General features: G+C 68.4%; 17 protein-coding genes and 1 pseudogene. 5 read left to right on the top strand and 13 right to left on the bottom strand.

What is annotated here, in order from left to right; genetic code table 11:
- The first annotated feature begins 33 nt into the window (after window positions 1-33).
- The 5 genes from V5F78_RS20720 to V5F78_RS20700 all read left to right on the top strand — a co-directional run bounded on the left by V5F78_RS20720 (window position 34) and on the right by V5F78_RS20700 (window position 6,914).
- Window positions 34-2,235 (top strand): heavy metal translocating P-type ATPase, encoded by a 2,202-nt coding sequence (locus tag V5F78_RS20720; RefSeq protein ID WP_394070731.1) that lies wholly within the window; start codon window positions 34-36, stop codon window positions 2,233-2,235.
- Window positions 2,232-2,417, top strand: coding sequence for a cbb3-type cytochrome oxidase assembly protein CcoS (gene ccoS, locus V5F78_RS20715; RefSeq protein WP_394070729.1), 186 nt, complete (start codon window positions 2,232-2,234; stop codon window positions 2,415-2,417). Before V5F78_RS20720 ends, ccoS begins: the two co-directional genes overlap by 4 nt.
- Window positions 2,414-3,565, top strand: a complete 1,152-nt coding sequence (locus V5F78_RS20710) for an MFS transporter (RefSeq protein WP_394070727.1) — start codon at window positions 2,414-2,416, stop codon at window positions 3,563-3,565. Before ccoS ends, V5F78_RS20710 begins: the two co-directional genes overlap by 4 nt.
- Before the next feature lie 196 nt (window positions 3,566-3,761).
- Window positions 3,762-4,511, top strand: a complete 750-nt coding sequence (locus V5F78_RS20705) for an SDR family oxidoreductase (RefSeq protein ID WP_394070725.1) — start codon at window positions 3,762-3,764, stop codon at window positions 4,509-4,511.
- Between the two features lie 78 nt (window positions 4,512-4,589).
- The gene (locus V5F78_RS20700) at window positions 4,590-6,914 is read left to right on the top strand and encodes a putative bifunctional diguanylate cyclase/phosphodiesterase (protein WP_394070723.1); all 2,325 of its coding nucleotides are present in this window, start codon (window positions 4,590-4,592) and stop codon (window positions 6,912-6,914) included.
- Window positions 6,915-6,924: 10 nt separating this feature from the next.
- Here the strand turns inward: V5F78_RS20700 and V5F78_RS20695 are convergent, their stop codons facing one another.
- The 13 genes and pseudogenes from V5F78_RS20695 to V5F78_RS20635 all read right to left on the bottom strand — a co-directional run bounded on the left by V5F78_RS20695 (window position 6,925) and on the right by V5F78_RS20635 (window position 20,242).
- Window positions 6,925-7,554 carry a 2-dehydro-3-deoxy-6-phosphogalactonate aldolase gene (locus V5F78_RS20695; protein WP_394070721.1) on the bottom strand — a complete coding sequence of 210 codons (630 nt, stop codon included), beginning with the start codon at window positions 7,552-7,554 and terminating at the stop codon, window positions 6,925-6,927.
- A 23-nt stretch (window positions 7,555-7,577) separates the two neighbouring features.
- Window positions 7,578-8,492 carry a 2-dehydro-3-deoxygalactonokinase gene (locus V5F78_RS20690; protein WP_394070719.1) on the bottom strand — a complete coding sequence of 305 codons (915 nt, stop codon included), beginning with the start codon at window positions 8,490-8,492 and terminating at the stop codon, window positions 7,578-7,580.
- A gap of 79 nt (window positions 8,493-8,571) precedes the next feature.
- Window positions 8,572-9,396 carry an amino acid ABC transporter ATP-binding protein gene (locus tag V5F78_RS20685; RefSeq protein ID WP_394070717.1) on the bottom strand — a complete coding sequence of 275 codons (825 nt, stop codon included), beginning with the start codon at window positions 9,394-9,396 and terminating at the stop codon, window positions 8,572-8,574.
- Window positions 9,397-9,476: 80 nt separating this feature from the next.
- On the bottom strand, window positions 9,477-10,292 hold the full coding sequence (locus V5F78_RS20680; RefSeq protein WP_394070715.1) for a transporter substrate-binding domain-containing protein: 816 nt from the start codon (window positions 10,290-10,292) through the stop codon (window positions 9,477-9,479).
- Window positions 10,293-10,378: 86 nt separating this feature from the next.
- Complete coding sequence (locus V5F78_RS20675; protein WP_394070713.1) at window positions 10,379-11,032, bottom strand: amino acid ABC transporter permease; 654 nt, start codon at window positions 11,030-11,032, stop codon at window positions 10,379-10,381.
- 10 nt (window positions 11,033-11,042) lie between these two features.
- The gene (locus V5F78_RS20670; RefSeq protein ID WP_394070711.1) at window positions 11,043-11,717 is read right to left on the bottom strand and encodes an amino acid ABC transporter permease; all 675 of its coding nucleotides are present in this window, start codon (window positions 11,715-11,717) and stop codon (window positions 11,043-11,045) included.
- Window positions 11,714-12,922, bottom strand: coding sequence for a LacI family DNA-binding transcriptional regulator (locus V5F78_RS20665; RefSeq protein ID WP_394070709.1), 1,209 nt, complete (start codon window positions 12,920-12,922; stop codon window positions 11,714-11,716). The genes V5F78_RS20670 and V5F78_RS20665 overlap by 4 nt, the downstream gene beginning before the upstream one ends.
- A gap of 181 nt (window positions 12,923-13,103) precedes the next feature.
- Window positions 13,104-13,493 (bottom strand): annotated as a pseudogene (locus V5F78_RS20660) (allophanate hydrolase-related protein); the annotation flags it as partial.
- Between the two features lie 86 nt (window positions 13,494-13,579).
- Complete coding sequence (uca, locus tag V5F78_RS20655) at window positions 13,580-17,122, bottom strand: urea carboxylase (protein ID WP_394070707.1); 3,543 nt, start codon at window positions 17,120-17,122, stop codon at window positions 13,580-13,582.
- Window positions 17,123-17,125: 3 nt separating this feature from the next.
- Window positions 17,126-17,782, bottom strand: coding sequence for an urea amidolyase associated protein UAAP2 (locus V5F78_RS20650; RefSeq protein ID WP_394070705.1), 657 nt, complete (start codon window positions 17,780-17,782; stop codon window positions 17,126-17,128).
- Between the two features lie 12 nt (window positions 17,783-17,794).
- Entirely contained in the window at window positions 17,795-18,598 is an 804-nt protein-coding gene (locus tag V5F78_RS20645; protein ID WP_394070897.1) for an urea amidolyase associated protein UAAP1, read from the bottom strand.
- A gap of 16 nt (window positions 18,599-18,614) precedes the next feature.
- Window positions 18,615-19,433 carry an ABC transporter ATP-binding protein gene (locus V5F78_RS20640; protein ID WP_394070703.1) on the bottom strand — a complete coding sequence of 273 codons (819 nt, stop codon included), beginning with the start codon at window positions 19,431-19,433 and terminating at the stop codon, window positions 18,615-18,617.
- Window positions 19,430-20,242 (bottom strand): ABC transporter permease, encoded by an 813-nt coding sequence (locus V5F78_RS20635; RefSeq protein ID WP_394070701.1) that lies wholly within the window; start codon window positions 20,240-20,242, stop codon window positions 19,430-19,432. Before V5F78_RS20635 ends, V5F78_RS20640 begins: the two co-directional genes overlap by 4 nt.
- Window positions 20,243-20,347: the final 105 nt, after the last annotated feature.

The raw sequence follows: 20,347 nt of genomic DNA, 5'->3' as shown, positions 1-20,347 counted from the left end.
GCGGGGGTCGCGTGATTTCCGGGTGCTGCGCACATGGCCGAGGCCGTCGATTATTCCATCTTTCTCGCCCGTGACGCGGAGGGCCGCGCCGAAGTGAGTCTCGCCGTGGACGGGGTGGATTGCGCCGCCTGCATCAGCGACATCGAGAACGGCGTCAAATCCCTGCCCGGCGTGGTGCATGCCCGGCTGAACTACACCACCCACCGCCTGACCGTCGCCTGGAGCGGCGAGGGCGCGCCCGCGGAGGTGGTGCAGCGCCTGGAATCGCTGGGCTATCGCGCCCACCCGTTCGCGGGTCGGGTGGAGGAGGAAGAAGCGCGCCGCGCCCGCTGGCTGCTGCGCTGCATGGGCGTCGCCGGCTTTGCCGCCATGAACGTGATGCTGCTGTCGGTCTCGGTCTGGTCCGGCAACGTCACCGACATCACGCCCGAGACGCGGGATTTCTTCCACTGGCTCTCCGCTCTCATCGCCCTGCCCGCCGCCGCCTATGCCGGCCAGCCCTTCTTCCAGAGCGCGCTGCGCGCCGTGCGCACGCGCAAGCTGAACATGGACGTGCCGATCTCCCTCGGCGTGATCCTGGCGCTCGGCATGTCGGTGGTGGAAACCGCGCTGCATAAGGAACACGCCTATTTCGACAGCGCGGTGATGCTGCTGTTCTTTCTTCTGGCCGGCCGCTACCTCGACCATGAGGCGCGCCGGCGCACCCGCGCGGTCGCCGGCAATATCGCCGCCTTGCGCGGGGAGATGGCGCATCGCCTCGGCGCCGACGGGGTGCCTGTTCTGGTGCCGGTGCAGGCGCTGGTTGCGGGCGATACGATCCTGGTCGCGGCGGGTGAGCGCGTGGGCGCGGACGGGGAAGTGGTTTCCGGCGCCTCGGCGGTGGACGAGGCGCTGATCACCGGGGAGACCCTGCCTCGCCTCGTCGGCCCCGGCGCGCGCGTCTATGCCGGCAGCCTCAACGGTTCCGGCGCGCTGACCTTGCGCGTCACCGCCGGCGGCGAGGGCACGCTGATCGACGACGTGCAGCGCCTGCTGGACGGCGCCCTGAGCGCGCGCGGGGCCTACGTGCGCCTAGCCGACCGGGTGGCGCGCCTCTATGCGCCAATGGTGCATCTGACCGCGCTGGTCTCGGCCATCCTGTGGCTGGTGCTCGGCGCGAGCCTGCATGATGCGGTGATGATCGCCGTCGCCGTGCTCATCATCACCTGCCCCTGCGCGCTGGCGCTGGCGGTGCCGGTGGTGCAGGTGGTGGCGACCGGGCGCCTGTTCCGGGCCGGCCTGCTGGTGAATGCCGGCGACATGCTGGAGCGCCTCGCGCCCGTGGACACGGTGGTGTTCGACAAGACCGGCACCTTGACCCTGCCCGAGGCCGTGCTGCGCCTGCCGCAGGACGCCGATCCGCGTTTGCTCGCGCTTGCCGCGCGCCTTGCCCTGTCGAGCCGCCATCCGCTCGCCACCGCGCTGGCGCGCTCGGCCCAAGGCCCGGCCTTTGCCGAGGTGGAGGAAGTGGCCGGCGCCGGGGTCATGACCGTGCTTCCGGCGGGCGAGGCCCGGCTCGGCAGCCTGGAGTTCTGCGAGGCGCAAATCCCGGCGGACCTGCCGGCAGACTGCTCGCTGATCGCCTTCCGGCTCGGCGACGCGCGGCTCGTCATCGGCATCGCCCAGCAAGTGCGGCCCGATGCCCGCGCCGTGGTGGACGGGCTCAAGGCGCGCGGCATCGCCGTGCGCATCCTCTCGGGCGACCGGCCGGAGGCGGTCGCGCCGGTGGCGGCCCAGCTCGGCATCGCCGATTATCAGGGCGGCCTGCGCCCGGCCGACAAGATCGCGGTCCTCGAAAAGTTGAAGGTGGCGGGGCATCGCGTGTGCATGGTGGGCGACGGGCTGAACGATGCGCCCGCGCTCGCGGCGGCGGACGTCTCGCTCTCTCCCGCCAGCGGCGCGGCGGTGACGCAGGCCCAGGCCGACGCCGTCTTCATCGGCCAGCGGCTCGCCCCGGTGCTCGCCGCGCTCGACGGCGCGCGCGCCGCCGGGCGGCTGATGCGGCAGAATCTCGCTCTCGCGGTGTGCTATAATTTCATTGCGGTGCCCCTCGCCGTGGCGGGGTATGTGACGCCCCTCGTGGCGGCGCTCGCCATGTCCGGGTCGTCCATCCTGGTCACGCTCAACGCCCTGCGCGCCGGCACGTCCGCCGCCGGGCCGGTGCCCGAGGCGACGGTGGAGGAGGTGCACGCATGACGGTGCTGCTCTATCTGGTGCCGATCGCGCTCGGGCTCGGGCTGATCGGCCTGTTCGCCTTCCTGTGGAGCCTCAAGAGCGGGCAATATGAGGATCTCGACGGCGCCGCCTTCCGCGTGCTGAGCGACGACGACCTTCCAACCACGCCCCGCCCTCCCGCCAAGCGGGATCCGCGCCCATGAGGCCCGCGACGCCCTTGCCGGGACCGCGCGCCGGCATGCTGGTTTGCGTCTGCGATCCGCAGTTCGATCCGCCGGCCAATGACAATGCCGCGCGGCGCGCGCCGCCGTTCGGCCTTGCGCTGGGGTTTGCCTTCGCAGTTCTGGCGCAGACGCTGGCGAGCGGCATCCTGCCCCTGGCGGGCGCGGCGCTGGCGCGCGATCCCCATTACGCGACCGTGCCGTTCGCCGCCATGCTGGTGGGCGCGGCGCTGGCCTCCTTCCCTGCCTCGTTTCTGGGCGATGCCTTCGGGCGGCGCACCGGCTTTGCCCTCGGCGCCTCGCTCGGCGTCGGCGGCGGGGCCCTGCTGGCGGTCGGGCTGCTGCAGATGCAGTTCGCCTGGGTGTGCCTCGGGGCGCTCTGGCTCGGCATGGCCCAGGGCTTTTCCTTCTTTTACCGGCACGAGGCGGCGGCCACCGCCGGACGGCCGGTCGCCGCCGCCGCGGGCGTGCTCACCGGCGGCCTGCTCGCCGCCTTCGCCGGGCCGTTGCTGGCGATGGGCGCGGAATGGCTGTTCTCGCCCTTCTTCCTGGTGGGCTCGGCCGTGCTGGCCGCGCTCGCCCACACGCTGTCGCTCGCCGTCGCGGTGCTGATGGCGCCCGATGCCGCGCCGCGCTTCCGCGAAAAGGCGACCCTTCCGCTGGCCGCCATCGCGGTGCCGACGCTCTGCGGCGCGCTGGCCTGGCTCGGCATGAGCCTTCTGATGGCGCAGGCCCCCCTGGCGCTGCTCGGCTGCGGCATAGGCGAGGGCGCGGTGTTCGGCTTCATCGCCCTGCACGTGGCGGCCATGTACGCGCCGGCGGCCCCGCTGGCCTATTTCGGCGCCCGGCTTGCGCCGCGTCCGCTCGCGCTTGCTGGGCTCGCACTGGTGGCGGCGGCGCTCGCCCTGCCCGGCGCGAGCGCGCTTCTGCCGGCGCGGCTCTCAGCGGAAACCTGGGGCTGGACCGTGGCCTTGATCCTGGTCGGCGCCGGCTGGTCGCTCGCTACCATCGGCTGCACTGGCTGGATCTACCAGAAAGGCGCGCCGTCGCGCCTCGCCCTCGCCGTGCATGACGGTGTCCTGTTCCTGTCCGCCATTCTCGGCGCCTTGCTCGCGGGCAGATTGCTCTAGTCCCGGACCCGCGCCGATTGCGTCGCGGGTGCGATTCAAGGCGCGATCAACCCGTTTCTTTCAAGCTTTGAAGGGCGGTTCACCGCTCCTGAGGTGCCAATCGCGGCGCCGCAGGATGGGATCGGTCTTCAGCGCCGTCTTGTGATCGCGGGAGCGATCTGCCAAGGCTCGTGATTACGGTGCGTGGGAGCGCGGCATGTCTCAGCTTTTTTCGCTCGCCGGGCGCACGGCCCTGGTCACGGGAAGCGCGGCGGGCCTGGGGTTTGAAATCGCCAAGGGCATGGCACAGGCGGGGGCCCATGTGCTGCTGAACGGGCGTGACCGGTCCCGCCTGATTGCGGCGGCCGCCCGCCTCGCCGATTTCGGCAAGGTGAGCCTGTTGCCCTTCGACATATCCGACGCCGCCACGGTGGCCCTTGCGCTGGAGGATGCCCCGCCCGTGGACATCCTCGTGAACAATGCCGGTGCCCGGGACCGGCGCTCGTTCTTCGAGCTGGACGACGCGGCGTTCCAGCGCCTTCTGGAGGTGGACCTGATCGCCCCCGCGCGCCTGATGCGGGCGGTCGCGGGCGGCATGGCGGCGCGGGGCGAGGGACGCATCATCAACATCACCTCCATCGCCGGGCCGATCGCACGCGCGGGCGATGCCGCCTATACCGCCGCCAAGGGTGGCCTCGAGGCCCTGACGCGTGCGCTGGCGGCCGAGTTCGGGCCGCGCGGCGTCACGGTCAATGCCATCGCGCCGGGCTATTTCGCCACCGACGCGAATGCCGCCATGGTATCGGACCCCGCGATCGGCGACTGGCTTTCGCGCCGCACCTCTCTGGGAAGATGGGGGCAGCCGCAAGAAATCGCCGGGGCGGCGGTGTTCCTCGCATCGCCCGCCGCAAGTTATGTCACCGGGCATGTGCTGGTGGTGGATGGTGGATACCTCGCGCATTTCTAGAGATCCGCTTTGGCCTCACTATCCCTGCGTCACGTTTGAGAGATAAATTCATCGAAAAGGGGAGGCGACGGGATCACGATGGATGACGGACGACTCAACTCCTTGACGGGGGAATTCGTCGAGCCGATCCGCGAACAGATCTTCCGGAGCCAGCGTTTCGGCGAGCTGGTTCGGCACGCGCGCGTGCTGTTCGTTCTCTCCGCCATCCTCAACGCCCTCTTCCTGTTCAGCGATTGGCGCTTCGAGGGTCAATGGCATTTCTTCGAGGCGATTTATGCCCGATGCGCGGTGATCGTGGTGTCGCTGGCATGCGCCGCCCTGGTCAACCGCGCCGTGAGTTTCCGTGCGGCGCAGCGGATCATCATCCTCTGGCAATGGATCACGGCCATCGGGGTGGCCGTGCTGGTGCATTCGCGCACCGACATCGCCTTGTTCGTGGTGCTCCTGCTGCCGGCCATCTATTATCTCGTGGTGCCGGTGTCGTTCCGCTGGGCGGTCGCGGGCGGCGTTCTGTGCAGCATTCTGATGCTGGCGAGCTATCTCGGTGTGCCGCCGAAGACGGACACCGCGCTCGGGCTCGCGCTGGCGGTGGTGATGCTCAACGCCGCGCTGATCCTGGTGCTGGTGCGCAACAACCGCCAGAGCCGGCTCGAATGGGTGGCGACCCAGGACCAGAAGGCCGCCCGCGAGGTGCTGACGCAGAGCGAGCGCCTGCTGGAGCGCACCTTCATGGCGGTGCCCATCCCGCTGCTCATCACCGAACTGGAGAGCGGGCGCATCGTGCGCTACAACGCCGCCGGCGTGAGCTATTTCGGCGGAGAGCCGCACGAGTTCGGCGTCCAGTCGGTGTGGCAGATCTATGCCGACCTCGGCGCGCGCCGGGTCTTCCTGGAACGGCTGATCCGCGACGGCTCGGTGACCAATTTCGAGACCAAGATCCGTCTCGGCAACGGTGAGCTGCGCAGCGTCCTGGTGGCGGCGACCTTCATCGAGATCGACGGCGAGGCGTGCCTGGTCTCCGGCGTCATCGACATTACCGACCGCCTCGCCGCCGAGCAGAAGATCCGCTATGCGGCGAGCCACGACGCCTTGACCGGGCTGACCAATCGCGCCGCCTTCCAGGCCCAGCTGGATGCCGCGATCCGCGAGGCGCGCACCAAGCCCGGCGCGATCTTCCTGCTGCTGGTGGATCTCGACGGGCTGAAGGACGTGAACGACACGCTCGGCCATGCCGCCGGCGATGCCCTGCTGGTGGAGACGGCGCGGCGGCTGGAGCGGCTCGCGGGCGAGCGGGCGGTGGTGGCCCGGCTCGGCGGCGACGAATTCGTCATCCTGCTGCGCGGGGTGATCTCATTGGAGGAGGCGCAGGCCCTCGCCCAGGCGATCATCGCCGATTTTCGCCATCCGCTGGTCTATCAGGACCGCTCGCTTTCCACCAAGGCGAGCATCGGCCTCGCCGCCTGCCCCAATGCCGATTACGCCCCGGGCGAACTGATGAAGGATGCCGACCTCGCGCTCTATGCCGCCAAGCAGGAGGGGCGCAACCGCGCGGTGCTCTATGCCCCCGCCATGCGGCGGGCCATGAACGAGCGCATCTCGCTCAATCGTTCGCTCGCGAACGCGGTGGCCGGCAATGAGATCACGCCCTATTACCAGCCCAAGGTGTCGCTCATCACCGGCCAGCTGATGGGGTTCGAGGCGCTCATGCGCTGGAAGCGCTCCACCACCCAGGTGCTCCAGCCGCAAAGCTTCCTGACCGCGTTCGAGGATCCAGAGCTTGCCCTGCTCATGGGGGACACCATGCTGCGGCAGGTGGCGCGCGATGTGCGCAAATGGCTCGACCAGGGCTATCCCGTGGGACGGGTGGCGGTGAACCTCTCGCCGGCCCAGTTCACCCATCGCGACCTTGCCAACCAGATCCTGGACTTGCTCGCGGCGGAGGGCGTGACGCCGAGCCATTTCGACGTCGAGATCACAGAGACCGTGTTCCTCGGCCGCAATTCGGATTTCGTCGCGCCGATCCTCGGTCAGCTGCACGACGCCGGCATGAATCTCGCGCTGGACGATTTCGGCACCGGCTATGCGGCGCTCACCCATCTCAAGCAATTGCCCATCGACACCATCAAGATCGACCGCAGCTTCGTCCAGGACACGGAGAGCGATTCCTTCGATGCCGCCATCGTCTGCACGGTGATTGAATTGGGAAAGAACCTCGGCATGTGCGTGGTGGCCGAGGGCGTGGAGACGGTGGGCCAGGCGCGTTTCCTGCGCGAGCGGGGATGCGAGGTGGCGCAGGGCTTCCTCTATGCCCGCCCGATGCCGGCGGCCGCCACCGCCGAATTCCTCGCCCAAGAGACCCGCGACACCGCCGCCAGCCGCGTGTGCGATCTGTGGGGGCGGTGAGAGCGTCCGCTCAGGGAAACACCGCGCGCGCGGCGGCCACCAGCGCGGCGGCATCCCGCGCGATCGCCTCCACCGGCTTGCCGGGCTTGTAGAGCGCCGAGCCCAGCCCGAAGCCGTCGGCACCCGCGGCGTGATAGGCGGCCATATTGCTGGCATCAATGCCGCCGACCGGAAGCAGCCGCACGCCCAGCATCACCGCGCGCCAGGCCCTTAGCACCTGGGGTGGCAGGCCCTCCGCGGGGAACAGCTTGAGCGCGTCGGCCCCGGCGCGCAGGGCGGCGAACGCCTCGGTGGGGGTGGCGACGCCCGGCGTGCAGACGAGCCCGGCGGCCTTGGCGGCGCGGATCACCTCCCCGTCCGAATGGGGCATGACGATCAGCCGGCCGCCGGCCTGCGCCACGTCCGTCACGTCGGCCGGCGACATCACCGTTCCCGCCCCGATCAGCGTGTCCGTGCCGAAGCGCTCCGCCAGCAGCGCGATGGAGCGCAGCGGATCGGGCGAATTCAGCGGCACCTCGATGATGGCGATGCCGGCATCCACCAGCGCGGCACCCACGTCCAGCGCCTCCTCCGGCTTCAGGCCGCGCAGGATCGCGACCAGGGGGCAACGCGCCATGGCTTGGGTGAAGGTGATGGTCATCGAATGTGTTCCGGCACGGGAGGTCACAGGAGACCGGCGGCCCGCGCGATGGCGCATAGCCCGGCGGCGGCGCAATCGGGCGGCGCGCGGTCGTGCGGCAAGGCGAGCAGCGCGGCGGCGGTGGAATAATGTTGCGTCAGCGCGGCATTGGCGATGAGCGTAAAGGTCTCGCGGCCATCGGTGACGCTGGCCAGTTCCGCGCCGATCAGCAGGCCGGAGAGGAAATCCGCCGCATCGGCATCGGCGAGGCCGCCGGTCAGGCCGAGCGCGCGGATCGTGAACAGGCGCGATAGCAGCGCGCCGGGACCGTGCAAATCGCGCGAGGCGGCGACCCCGGCCCGGAAGCCGGCGGGCGAGGGCGCTCCTTGCCCCATCATGCGGCCGAGAATGGTGTGCCCCTTCAGGGCGGCAAAGATTTCCCCGGTCATGAAGGTGGCGAATCCGGTCACGCGGCCGGCTTCCACCAGCACCCATTTGGAATGGGTGCCGGGAAGCACGAACAGCCCTTCCGTGCGGCCCAGCATGGCGAGGGCGCCGAACAGCTCGGTCTCTTCCCCACGGATCACGTCCGGCGTCTTGGGATCGTCCACCAGCAGGCCGGGCACGATATGCACCGGGCCGACGGCGGCATCTTCCACCTGAAGCGGCATCAGCCCGGCGGCAAGATCGCCGAGGCCGGCGGGACAGGTGACGTAGGGGGCTTCCGCCCAGCCCTGCCGGCTGCCGATCATGCCCGACAGCAGGATCGGCAGGCGTCCGTGCGCCTGCGCCCACGGGCCGGCGATGCGCGTGAGAACCGGCGCGAAGGCCCGGTCCTTCACCGCCATCAGCCCTTCGGCGGATTCGATCCGGGCCAGGATGGCGCCGTCCCCATCCAGCAGATAGGCGCGCAGCGAGGACGTGCCCCAGTCCAGGGCGATGAGGGACGCGCGGCTCACGGCGGATCTCGCTTCTGCTGGGGGTGCGTGGGCTCGGGGTGCACGGGCTCGGGTGGGGGGGGCGGCGGCCGGCGCCGGTTCAGCGGTGCAGGATCTGGCCGAGGAAAGCGCGGGTGCGCTCGCTCTTGGGATGGGCGAAGAAATCCTCCGGCGCGCCTTCCTCCACGATCTCGCCCTTGTCCATGAAGATCACCCGGTCGGCGACCTGCCGGGCAAATCCCATCTCGTGGGTCACGCAGATCATGGTCATGCCGTCCTGGGCGAGCGAGGTCATGGTGTCGAGCACCTCCTTCACCATTTCCGGGTCGAGGGCGGAGGTGGGCTCGTCGAACAGCATGATCTTGGGGCTCATGCAGAGCGCGCGGGCGATGGCGACGCGCTGCTGCTGGCCGCCGGAAAGCTGGCCGGGATATTTCCCCGCCTGCTCGGGAATGCGCACGCGCTCCAGATATTTCATGGCGATCGCCTCGGCCTCCTTGGGCGCGAGGCCGCGCACCTTGCGGGGGGCGAGGGTGCAATTCTGGAGCACGGTCAGATGGGGAAACAGGTTGAACGACTGGAACACCATGCCCACCTCGGCGCGCACCTTGTCGAGGTTCTTCGATGAGGTGCCGACTTCCACCCCGTCCACTTCGATGCGCCCGCTCTGGTGGTGTTCCAGCGCATTGATGCAGCGGATCAGCGTGGACTTGCCGGAGCCGGAGGGCCCGCAGATGACGATCCGCTCACCGTGGGTGACGGTAAGGTTCACGTTCTTCAGCGCGTGATAGGTGCCGTAATGCTTCTCGACGGCTTCCATGCGGATCATCACCGGCCCGTTCTGCTTGGAGGGCGCGGCCACGGCCGGGTCCGGGCTCTGGCCTTCGCTGTGGCCGTGGCTCTGGCCTTCATGGGCGGTGTTCATGACGAAGTCTCCGAACGGCGGTGCCAAGTCTGGGAACGGGCCATGGGCGCGCGACGTCCATGGCCCCAGGGTCGGGAGGATCAGAAGGTGGGCATCACCGGAAGCGGGGTCTTGAACCACTTCTGGTTGATGGCGTCGAGCTCGCCGTTGTTCTTCACGAAATAGAGGAACGTGTTGATCCACTGAAGGAAGTCGGAAGAGCCGCGGCGCACGGTGATGCCGTTGTACTGGCTGCGCAGGGTGATCTTGCGCTCGATGCCCATGTCCGGGTTCGCCTCGGCGAGCTGCACGCCGATCAGATTGTTGGCGCCGAGCAGGTCCACCTGGCCCGAGATGAAGGCCTGGGCGGCGGTGGCATCGTCGTCGAAGCGCATGATGGTGGCGCCCTTGGGCACCGAGGCCGTCAGCGCGGTATCCTGCGTGGAGGCGCGGGCCACCGCGATCTTCTTGCCGACCGTCTGCTCGATGCTCTTGATGTCGAGCTTCTTCGGGCCGATCAGCTGGATTTCGATGGTGGAATAGGGGATCGAGAACTGCACCTGCTTGGCGCGCTCGGGCGTGATGCCGAAGGTGGCCACCAGCACGTCCACCTTGTTGGTGAGCAGGTAGGGGATGCGGTTCGGCCCGGTGACCGGGACGATCTCGACCTCGACGCCGAGATACTTGCCCATCAGCTTGGCGACGTCAGCGTCATAGCCCTCCGGCTTGCCCTCGGTATTGAGCAGGCCGAACGGCGGCAGGTCCACCAGCATGCCGACCTGGAGCTTCTTCTTCGACAGGATGTCGTCGATGCTCTGGGCCGAGGCGCCGTGCGGAAGGGCGCTCGCGGCCAGCGCCGCGAGGCCGAGGGCGGCGAAGGCGCGCCGCGTGGTGGTCAGGACGGACGTCAGGGACATGTGCTTTCCTCCGATTGGCCCCGTGCGGGGCAGGCGCGCCGATGAAGGGCGGCGCGGATTGGATCGATCTCGTTCGCCCCGCTCCTTCAGCGCGAGACGGTTCCGAACTTCTTCTCCAGATGGCGCGAATAAAGCGAGAGCGGCCAGCACAGGATGAAGTAGATCACCGCCACCACGCCGAACACTAGGAACGGGCGGAACGTGGCGTTGTTCACGATCTGCCCGGCGCGGGTCAGTTCGACGAAGCCGATGATGGAGGCGAGCGACGTGCTCTTCACCAGCAGCACCAGGAAGCCGACCGTGGGCGCCACCGCGATCTTGGCCGCCTGGGGCAGGATGATGTCCTTCATGCGGGTGAAATAATGCAGGCCCAGCGCGGTGGAGGCCTCCCACTGGCCCTTGGGGATGGCCTGGATGCAGCCGCGCCAGATCTCGCCCAGGAACGCCGCGCCGTTCAGCGTGAGGCCGATGGCGGCGGCGGCCAGGGGATCGATGTTGAGGCCGAGGAAGGTGGCGCCGAAGAACACCAGGAACAGCTGCATCAGCAGCGGCGTCCCCTGGAAGATCTGGATATAGCCGGCGGCGGTCGCCCGCAGCCAGGGCCAAGTGGAGGTGCGCGCGAACGCCACCAGAAGCCCGCCGGTCGCCCCGCCGATGAAGGCGATCAGCGAGAGCAGCAGCGTCCAGCGCACGGACGAGATGAGGAAGATGAGTTCCGCGGAGGTGAATTGACGGATCATGGCATCCTCCTCAGCGGGCCACATCGGTGGGCGCGAACACCACCTTGTAGATGAGCGCGAAAACGCCAGAGAACATCAGCGACATGGCGAGATACATGCCGGTCACCACCAGGTAGATCTCGAACGAGCGGAAGGTCTGGGATTGCAGATTGTTCGCGATCGCGGTCAATTCCTCCGCCGAGATGGCCGAGACCACGCTGGAGGTGAGCATCAGCAGAATGAATTGGCTGGTGAGCGCGGGGTAGATCGCCTTGAGCGCCGGGAAGATGACGATATAGGAGAACACCTGCATGGGCTTGAGGCCGAGCGCCTTGCCCGCCTCGATCTGGCCCTTGTGGATGGTCTCGATGCCCGCGCGCACGATCTCCGTGGCATAGGCGCCGACATTCACCACCATGGCGAGAAGCGCCGCCTCATTGGCGTCGAGCCGCACCCCGGCGCGCGGCAGGCCGAAGAAGATCAGGAAGATCTGCACCAGGAACGGCGTGTTGCGGATGATCTCCACATAGGTGTCCACCAGCCAGCGCACCGGGCGCGGACCGGCAGTCTTGCCGAGCGCGCCGGCCACCGCGACGATGAGGCCGAGCACCATGGCCATGGCCGAGAGCTGGATTGTCAGCCAGGCGCCATAGAGCAGGTCCTGCCAGGCGTTGAAGACTTCTCCGAACTGGAAGACGTAGTTCATGTCCCTGCGCTTCCCTTGAGGGCTTGAGGAGAGGAGCGGCGGGGCCGGCGGGCCTTTGGCGCTTCCGCTTCCGCTTCCGCTTCGGCAGCCGGTCGCGCGGTATGCGCCCGGCGCGGGCCGGCGCCGCCACAGGATTGGCGGATGATCAGGCGCGGCGGCACGATGATCTGCTCCGGCGGCCGGCTGGGATTCTCGATCCGTCGCAGCAATTGCTTGGCGGCCTCGCGGCCGACCACGCGCGGATCGGTGGTGAAGGTGGTCAGCGCCGGGCGGTGGAGCCCGGCTTCGGCGACATCGTCACAGCCCACCACCGCCACGTCGCGGCCGGGTTCAAGGCCCCGCTCGCTGAGAGCCAGCATGACGCCGAAGGCGACGATGTCATTGTAGCAGACGAGGGCGGTGGGCGGATTTTCCTCCGCGAACAGGTCGCGCGCGGCGGCATAGCCCGAGGAGCGGTCGAGCACCGGGCAGGGCACGATGGGGCCGATCTTCAGCTTGTGCCGGCGCAGCGCCTTGCGAAATCCACTGAGCCGCTCGCTCAAAGGCGCGATGCGCCGCACGCCGCCGATGAAGCCGATATGGCGATGGCCGAGGCCGATCAGATGCTCGGTGACGAGTTCCATGCCGGCGGCATAGTCCGGGCCGACATAATCCGCGGCAAAGCCGTCCACCCGGCGTTGCGCGAGCACGCAGGGCAGGCCGCCGCAATGGGCGTCCTCCAGCGCATCGGCGCGGGTCTCCTCCGCCGGCACGAGCACGATGCCGTCGACGCCATGCTCCTGCATGCGCACCAGCACGCGCTTCTGGCGCGCCGCGTCTTCCGCCGTATTGGTGATAAAGCCGACGTAGTTTTCGGCATCCAGCACATCGTCGATGCCGGCGGTGAACTGGGAATAATTCGGCGTGATGATCTCGCACAGCACTAGGCCGATGGTGCGGGATGCGCCTGAGCGCAGGTTCGCGGCGCGGCGGTTGTAGACATAGCCGAGGTCCGCCATCGCCTGGTCGATGCGCTGGCGGGTGTCTTCCTTCACCAGCGGGCTCTTGCGCAGCACCAGCGAGACCGTGGCGCGCGAGACGCCGGCATGGGCGGCGATGTCGTTGAGCGTGACGCGATGGGCGAGCGGAAGGGCAGCGCCGCCGGAGGCGGTTTCGCCCGGTGCGCGGGCGGGCGCGGACGCGCCTTTGCCTTTCCTCAGATCCACGCGGCGTTCTCCCCGCCGAGGCTGTTTTCGCGCTCGGCGGGGCTTCTCTAGGGGAGGCAAAAGCGACGGTCAACGAAAAATTAGATCGGTCTAAATCGGTCCTGCGCCACGTTTGCGGTGCAGCATGATGCAAGGGATTGGAGGCGCAGGGCGCTTGCCGCCGCGCCTCCGATGCACCGGGTCAGCTCTGCCGCGATGCGATATAGGCGCGCCATCCGCCGAGCGCGGTGATCTCCTGTGCGCCCGCCACCGCATGGGCCTCGCACAGGAAGCCGGGCACCTGCGAACCGTCCTCCAGGGTCATCTTGCCGATTCCGAGCGGCGCCGGGATGCGGGCGACGAATGCCCCGAACGCGGCGGCATCCAGCGTCCACACTTCCACATCCAGGCCCGGCCCGGAAAAGCCCGGCTCGCGCACCACGCCCGGCTTGGCGGGCACCGTGTCCGGCAGCACGAACAGGCGATAATCCGGCGCAGTGCGGCAGCGCTTGACGAGCGCGCCGCCGGCGCCCGTCAGTTCGCCATTGAGCGGCATGCCCGAAAGGTGGGCTCCGACCACGGCGATCGGCACTTGCCCGCCCGCGACGGCGTGCGGCTCGAAGGGAGAAACGGGCGCGGAAGGGAGGCCGCTGAGCGGGCTCTCGCTGAACTTGCTGGTCACGACATTGCCTCCAGAACGGCCACCACGTCCCCCGTGCGCACCGTGCGGCCGGGCACCATGCGCACGGCGCGCACGCGCCCCGCGGCATGGGCGGTGATGGAGATTTCCATCTTCATGGATTCGATGATGGCGATGGTCTCCCCCGCCGCCACTTCGGCATTCTCTTCCACCAGCACCTTCCAGACATTGCCCGGAACATTGGCGCTCACCCCGAAGCAGCCTTCGGGAATGGCCTCCTCCTCGCCACCCGCGACCCCCTCGTCGGCGACGAAGCTGTCGAGCCCTTGTTCCTTCCAATGGGCGCGCTCGGCATCGAACGCTGCCTGCTGGCGCGCCTTGAAGGCATTGATCTCGCCGGCATTGCGGGCAAGCTCCGCCGCATAGTCCGCATAAGAGAATTGGGTCTCCTCGATGCGCAGGGGATAGGCGCCGTGGGGAAAGGCGGCGCGCGCCTCCATCAACTCGGCGTGGCTCACCGGGAAGAAGCGGATCTGGTCGAAGAAGCGCAGCAGCCACGGCGTGCCGGGCTTGAACACCGGCGTGGTGCGCCAGGTGTTCCACACCTGGATGGTGCGGCCAAAGAGCTGGTAGCCGCCCGGCCCTTCCATGCCGTAGATGCACATATAGGCGCCGCCGATGCCCACCGCGTTTTCGGGCGTCCAGGTGCGGGCCGGATTGTATTTGGTGGTCACCAGGCGATGGCGCGGGTCCATGGGGGTCGCCACCGGCGCGCCGAGATAGACGTCGCCAAGACCGAGCACGAGATAGCGCGCATCGAACACCACGTCGCGCACCGCCTGCTCGTCTTTCAGCCCGTTGATGCGGCGGATGAACTCAATGTTCGAGGGGCACCAGGGCGCGTTCGGGCGCACCAGCTCCTGGTATTTGCGCATGGCGAGCTGCGCATCCTCATCGTTCCACGACAGCGGCAGATGGACGGTGCGGCTCGGTACCACCACGTCCTCGGCCGCAGGCAGGGACCGCTCGATCTCATCCAGCAGGCCGAGCAGCTTTCCGCGCGAGACCTGCGTGCCGTCATAATGGAGCTGGAGCGAGCGGATGCCGGGGGTGAGGTCGATGAGGCCGGGGATCTTGGCCTCTTCCACCGCCGCCGCCAGCAGATGGGCGCGCAGCCGCAAGGCGATGTCCAGCGTCATGTCGCCGAACTCGACCAGCAGGTTATCGTCGCCCTGCCGGCGATAGACCACCCGCACCGGCCCGTCGTCGCGCTGGGCGAGGATGGGGGATGCGGCCTCGGGCACGCTCTTCACCGCGGGTCCCGCGACCGGGTCGTGCGGCCGGGCCAGGGGATGGAAGCGCACTTTGTCGCCGGGCTTCAGCTGGCCGATCTTCCATTGCTCGTCCCGCGCGATCACCGCCGGGCAGACGAAGCCGCCGAGCGAGGGACCATCCGGGCCGAGGATGATGGGCATGTCGCCGGTGAAATCTATGGCGCCCACCGCATAGGCATTGTCGTGCAGATTGGAGGGGTGAAGCCCCGCCTCTCCGCCGTCCGTGCGCGCCCAGCGCGGGGTCGGGCCCATAAGCCGCACGCCGGTGCGGGCGCTGTTGAAATGCACCTCGTAGGTGGCTGCGAACAGGTCGGCGATGTCGTCGTCCTGGAAGAAGTCCGGCGCGCCGTGGGGGCCATAAACGACGCCGATCTCCCATTCGCGCGTCAGCGGCGCGGGTTGCGTCGATACCGTTTCCGGCAGGGGCGGGCGCGTGACGGGCGGGTTGAGGTGTAGCACGTCGCCGCCCTTCAGATTGCCGGTGGCATGGCCGCCGAACAGGCCGAGGGCGAAGGTGGCGCGCGAGCCCAGCACTTCCGGCGCCGCGAATGCCCCGCGCACGGCGAGATAGGCGCGCTGGCCGGCACCGGAAATGGCGCCGATCGCCAGCAATTGCCCCGCCTTCACGGCAAAGGCCGCATCGTGGGGCGCGGGCACGCCGTCCAGGGTTGCCGGCATATGGGCGCCGGAGATGGCGACGTCCGCGTCGGTGTGGAAGCGCAGGGTCGGGCCGTTCACCGTCATTTCCAGCGCGACGGCGGTTTCCGCATTGCCCACCAAAGCATTGGCGCGGGCGAACGAGCGCGCATCCATGGGGCCGCTCGGCGGCACGCCCACGTGCCACAGGTGCAGGCGCCCCGGCAGTTCTTGCAGGCTCGATTGCGCGCCGGGGCTGAGCACCTCGATGCTTTCCGGGCGGAAGGCGAAATCCCTCAGCGCCGTCGTCGCCACCTTGCCGGAGGCCAGCAGATCGGAGGCCGCAATCGCGCGCAGATAGGCAAGATTGGTCTCGATGCCGCTGATGGCGGTCTCTTCCAGCGCCGCGCGCAGGGCGGCGAGCGCGGCCGGGCGGTCGGCTCCGGAGACGATCACCTTGGCCAGCATGGGATCGTAAAAGGGCGTCACCTCCGTGCCGGTCTCGACCCAGGTATCGACCCGCGCCTGGGGGCCGAATTTCACCTGCGTGAGCAGTCCCGCGCTGGGCTGGAAATTGGCGTGGGGGATTTCCGCATAGACGCGCACCTCCATCGCCGCGCCCTTGGGCACGAGAGGGACGGCGGGGATCACGGTCTCGCCGGCGGCCTGGCGGATCATCCATTCCACGAGGTCGATGCCGAACACCGCCTCGGTGACGGGGTGCTCGACCTGAAGCCGGGTGTTCACCTCCAGGAAGTAGAAATCCTCTCGTGCCGGGTCATAGATGAATTCCACCGTGCCCGCGGAAGCATAGGACACGCTTTCCCCGAGCTTCACCGCCGCGTCGTGCAATCGGGCGCGTGTCTCGGGCGAAAGAAGAGGCGCCGGCGTCTCCTCCACAACCTTCTGGTTGCGGCGCTGGAGCGAACAATCGCGTTCGCCGAGCGCGATCACCTTGCCCTTGCCGTCGCCGAAGATCTGCACTTCCACATGACGCGCCTCGGAGACGAACCGCTCCAGATAGACGCGGGCATCACCGAAGGAGGCGCGGGCGGTGCGCTGGACGCGCGCGAACGTCTCCTTCAGCTCCTGCGGCGTATGGCACAGCTGCATGCCGATGCCGCCACCGCCGGCCGTGCTCTTGAGCATCACGGGATAGGTGATGGCGTCCGCCGCCTTCAGCGCTTCCTCCTCGTCCTCCAGCAGTCCGGTGCCCGGCAGCAGCGGCACGCCGCTCTTCTGCGCAATCTCGCGGGCCGTGTGCTTCAGGCCGAAGGCGGTGAGATGCTCCGGCCGGGGGCCGATGAACACGATCCCCGCTTCCGCAAGCCGTTGCGCGAAAGCGACATTTTCCGAAAGAAAGCCGTAGCCCGGATGCACCGCCTGGGCGCCGGTCGTGATGCAAGCGGCGATCACCGCCTCCACGTCGAGATAGCTCGCGCTGGCGGGGGCGGGGCCGACGCGGACGGCTTCGTCCGCGTCCAACACGGGCCGCGTGAAGCGGTCCGCGTCGGAATGGATGGCGACGGAGGAAATCCCCATCCGCCGCAATGTCTTGATGATCCGGCCGGCGATTTCGCCCCGGTTCGCGATGAGGACCTTGGTAAACAAAGCTCAGCCCTCGGTCGCGGCGAAGATGAGGACGCGGATCGGCGTCGGATTGAAGCCGTTGCAGGGATTGTTGATCTGCGGACAATTGGAGATGACGCACAAGACATCCATCTCCGCCCTCAGTTCCACATAATCGCCGGGCTTGGAAACCCCATCCACGATCGCCAGCTCGCCCGAGGGTTCCACCGGCACGTTCATGAAGAAATTAATGTTCGGCACGATGTCGCGCTTCGACATGCCGTGTTTCGTCACTTCTACGACGAAATTCTCGCGACACGCGTGCAGGTACTTCGTGTGATGGCCGAACCGCACCGTATTCGCCTCGCACGAGCACGCGCCCGCCGAAGTGTCGTGCCGTCCGCAGGTGTCGGCGGTGACGGTGAGCATCAGATGCCCCTCGTTGGAGATCAGCCGCGTGCCGGTGGAGACATAGGCCGAGCCTTGCACGCGCAGCGTGTCTTGGGAAGAATAGCGCTCGGCAAAGTCGTCGGCGCGGTAGAACAGGGTGTCCACCGCCTGCTGGCCGTCCAGGTCGATGATGCGGATGGACTGGCCGCGCTTGACGAGGCCGGACCAGGGCGCCTGGGCGGGGATGTCGTGCACCTGGAGGGCCTTGGCGGGGTCGTGCACGGGGGCGGCGAAGAATGGGGTGCTGTTCATGATCGCTCTCCCTCAGCGCGCGAGGTTTTCAAAGCCGCGCACGGCTTCCTGGGTGGCGGTGCGGCACAGATCGTCGGCGGCGGGGGCGGGCGCCTGGAAGCGCACCACTTCCACGGGCTTGGGGTCGTAGGCCGGGTTCGGATCGAGCGGATGGGGGCAGTTGGAGAGCGCGACGAGCAGGTCCATCTCCGCGCGCAGGTCGACGAAATCGCCCTGCTGGCGCTTGTCCTCCAGCCACACGAAGCCGCCCGCCTCATTGGTGCGCACGGGCGCGAAGAAGGTGATGCAGGGCGGGATGTCGCGCCGGTCCAGGCCGAGCTTGCCGGCGGCGAGAATGAAATTGTCCCGCGTGTTGCGCAGCGGTCCCGCGCCGTAACGGGTGCGGTTCGAGGCGGGGGTGGATCCGCCCATCAGGGCATCGTGGGCGCCGGTGGTGTCCTCGACGATGGAGAACATGACCTTGCCCATGTCGGAGAAGATCACCCGGCCCTTGCCCAAAGCGGCGGTCCATTGGACCTTCACCGTGTCGGCATAGTTCAGCCGCTCGGAGGTGTCGGCGGCGTTCCAGGCGATCATGGAAACGGCGGAAGGCCCTTCGGGAAGCGAAAGGCGCAGCGCTTCGCCCGCCAGCACCTTTACGGTCCAGTACCAGCCGCCGGGAATGGTTTCCCGATGGAGCGGCCCGGGCGGGAGCATGACGCTCCAGCGCTCGGTGGGGGGCGGCAGGGCGCGGGGGGCGTGGTCCTGGCCGGCGGCCTTCAATTCCTCATAGCGGCGCTTGTTCGCCTCGATGAGGGCGCGTGTCTCGTCATTCATCGTCATGCGTCTCTCCTCAGACCGATAGAAGCGCCGGGTCGTCCCGGCCGATGTCCTCGGGGCTGATCGGGCCGTCCCGATCGGAGGATGGAATGCGCGGCCGGCCGGCGATGCGCCGGGGCCAGACCTCGATGTCGTGGGCGATGGTGGCGCCGAAGCGCTCGCGCTCCTCGCTCCGGTTGCGCTTGCGCTCGAAGGCGATGACGCGGGTGGCGAGGGTGAAAGCTTCGCGCAGATCGTGGGTCACCATCACCACGCTCATCTCGCAGCTGTGCCAGAGCTTGAGCATCAGCGCATGGATATCGCCGCGAATGCCGGGATCGAGCGCGCCGAACGGCTCGTCCAGCAACAGGATCTTGGGCTTGCGCATGATCGCCTGGGCGAGCGCGAGGCGCTGCTGCATGCCGCCGGACAAGGCGGCGGGATATTTATCCTCCGCGCCGGTGAGGCCCACTTCGGCGATGAGGGCGCGCGCCTCCTCCTGCGCGCGCCGACGGGCGGCGCCGAACAGGCGGCCGGTGAAGGGGGCGCCGGGAATTTCGGTGGCGAGCAGCACATTGCCCAGCACGGTGAGGTGCGGGAACACGCTGTAGCGCTGGAACACCACGCCCCGGTCGGCGCCCGGTTCCCCGGCGAGCGGCTTGCCGTCGATCAGCACGCGGCCGCGCGTCGCCGTCTCCTCGCTCAAAAGGATGCGCAGGAAAGTGGTCTTGCCGCAGCCGGAGGGACCGACCAAGGCAACGAAGGAACGGGGCGCGAAATCGAGCGAGATATTCTCCAGCACGATCTGCTCGCCATATTCCTTCCAGAGATGCTCGACGCGGATCGCGGTCATTTCGCGCCTCCGAACCAGGGGAAGGCGGCATCGCGCAGCTTGGCGAGGGCGAAATCCATGAGCACGGACAACAGCGTGATCCACGCCACATAGGGCAGGATCACATCCATGGAGAGATAGCGGCGCACCAGGAAGATGCGATAGCCGAGGCCGGAATCCGCCGCGATCGCCTCCGCCGCGATCAGGAACAGAAAGGCCGGGCCAAGCGAGAGCCGCACACCGTCGATGAGGCGCGGCAGGATCTGCGGCAGCACGATGCGCAGCGCGATCTGCCAGGTGGTGGCGCCGAGCGTCTCCGCCTTGATGATCTGCTCGCGCGGCAATTCCTGCACCCGCATGGCGAGGTCGCGGATGAGGAAGGGCGTCACGCCGATGACGATCAATGCGATCTTGGAGGTTTCGCCGAGGCCCAGCACGATGAACAGGATGGGCAGCAAAGCGAGCGGCGGCACCATGGAGACCATGCCGACGAAGGAGGCGAGCAGCGCCCTCACCCCCGGCAGCAGGCCGATCAGCAGGCCCGCCACCAGCGCGATGAGCGTCGAGAGCGCGAGGGCGCTGGCCAGCCGCTCCAGGCTCGCGAGCGTATCGGCCCACAGAATGTAATCCCCGGTGCGGGCATCGGCGGTGAAGGCGACGCGGACGATGGCGTCGCCGATGGTTGCAAGGCTCGGCAGCAGCTTGTCCGCCGGGTTCTCCGCCAGGCGCTCGGCCGAGCCGAGCACATAGGCGAGCAGAACCAGGGCGAACGGCAGGATCGCGAGCAGAAGCCCCGCCGTGCGGTCCGGTCTGCGATTGATGAGACGCATGGAGGGAACTTCTCCGATCTGCCGTTGCCTCGTTTCCCTCCCCCACAAGGGGGGGGGGCTCCGCGAATCTGATTTATCCCTCCCCCCGTGTGGGGGAGGGCAGGG

It is taken from the genome of Roseixanthobacter glucoisosaccharinicivorans (assembly GCF_043195095.2).
In the GTDB taxonomy this organism is placed as follows: domain Bacteria; phylum Pseudomonadota; class Alphaproteobacteria; order Rhizobiales; family Xanthobacteraceae; genus NCEH01.
Note: the sequence above shows the minus strand (reverse complement) of the source record. Positions and strands in the feature narration are given on the sequence as shown.

Excerpts from the sequence above, each read along its gene's own strand:
- V5F78_RS20705 (WP_394070725.1), top strand. The coding sequence starts at position 3,762 with ATGTCTCAGCTTTTTTCGCTCGCCGGGCGCACGGCCCTGGTCACGGGA.
- V5F78_RS20640 (WP_394070703.1), bottom strand. The coding sequence starts at position 19,433 with ATGACCGCGATCCGCGTCGAGCATCTCTGGAAGGAATATGGCGAGCAG.
- ccoS (WP_394070729.1), top strand. The coding sequence starts at position 2,232 with ATGACGGTGCTGCTCTATCTGGTGCCGATCGCGCTCGGGCTCGGGCTG.
- V5F78_RS20720 (WP_394070731.1), top strand. The coding sequence starts at position 34 with ATGGCCGAGGCCGTCGATTATTCCATCTTTCTCGCCCGTGACGCGGAG.
- V5F78_RS20680 (WP_394070715.1), bottom strand. The coding sequence starts at position 10,292 with ATGTCCCTGACGTCCGTCCTGACCACCACGCGGCGCGCCTTCGCCGCC.
- V5F78_RS20650 (WP_394070705.1), bottom strand. The coding sequence starts at position 17,782 with ATGAACAGCACCCCATTCTTCGCCGCCCCCGTGCACGACCCCGCCAAG.
- V5F78_RS20635 (WP_394070701.1), bottom strand. The coding sequence starts at position 20,242 with ATGCGTCTCATCAATCGCAGACCGGACCGCACGGCGGGGCTTCTGCTC.
- V5F78_RS20675 (WP_394070713.1), bottom strand. The coding sequence starts at position 11,032 with ATGATCCGTCAATTCACCTCCGCGGAACTCATCTTCCTCATCTCGTCC.
- V5F78_RS20700 (WP_394070723.1), top strand. The coding sequence starts at position 4,590 with ATGGATGACGGACGACTCAACTCCTTGACGGGGGAATTCGTCGAGCCG.
- V5F78_RS20695 (WP_394070721.1), bottom strand. The coding sequence starts at position 7,554 with ATGACCATCACCTTCACCCAAGCCATGGCGCGTTGCCCCCTGGTCGCG.
- V5F78_RS20645 (WP_394070897.1), bottom strand. The coding sequence starts at position 18,598 with ATGAATGACGAGACACGCGCCCTCATCGAGGCGAACAAGCGCCGCTAT.
- V5F78_RS20685 (WP_394070717.1), bottom strand. The coding sequence starts at position 9,396 with ATGAACACCGCCCATGAAGGCCAGAGCCACGGCCACAGCGAAGGCCAG.
- V5F78_RS20670 (WP_394070711.1), bottom strand. The coding sequence starts at position 11,717 with ATGAACTACGTCTTCCAGTTCGGAGAAGTCTTCAACGCCTGGCAGGAC.
- V5F78_RS20710 (WP_394070727.1), top strand. The coding sequence starts at position 2,414 with ATGAGGCCCGCGACGCCCTTGCCGGGACCGCGCGCCGGCATGCTGGTT.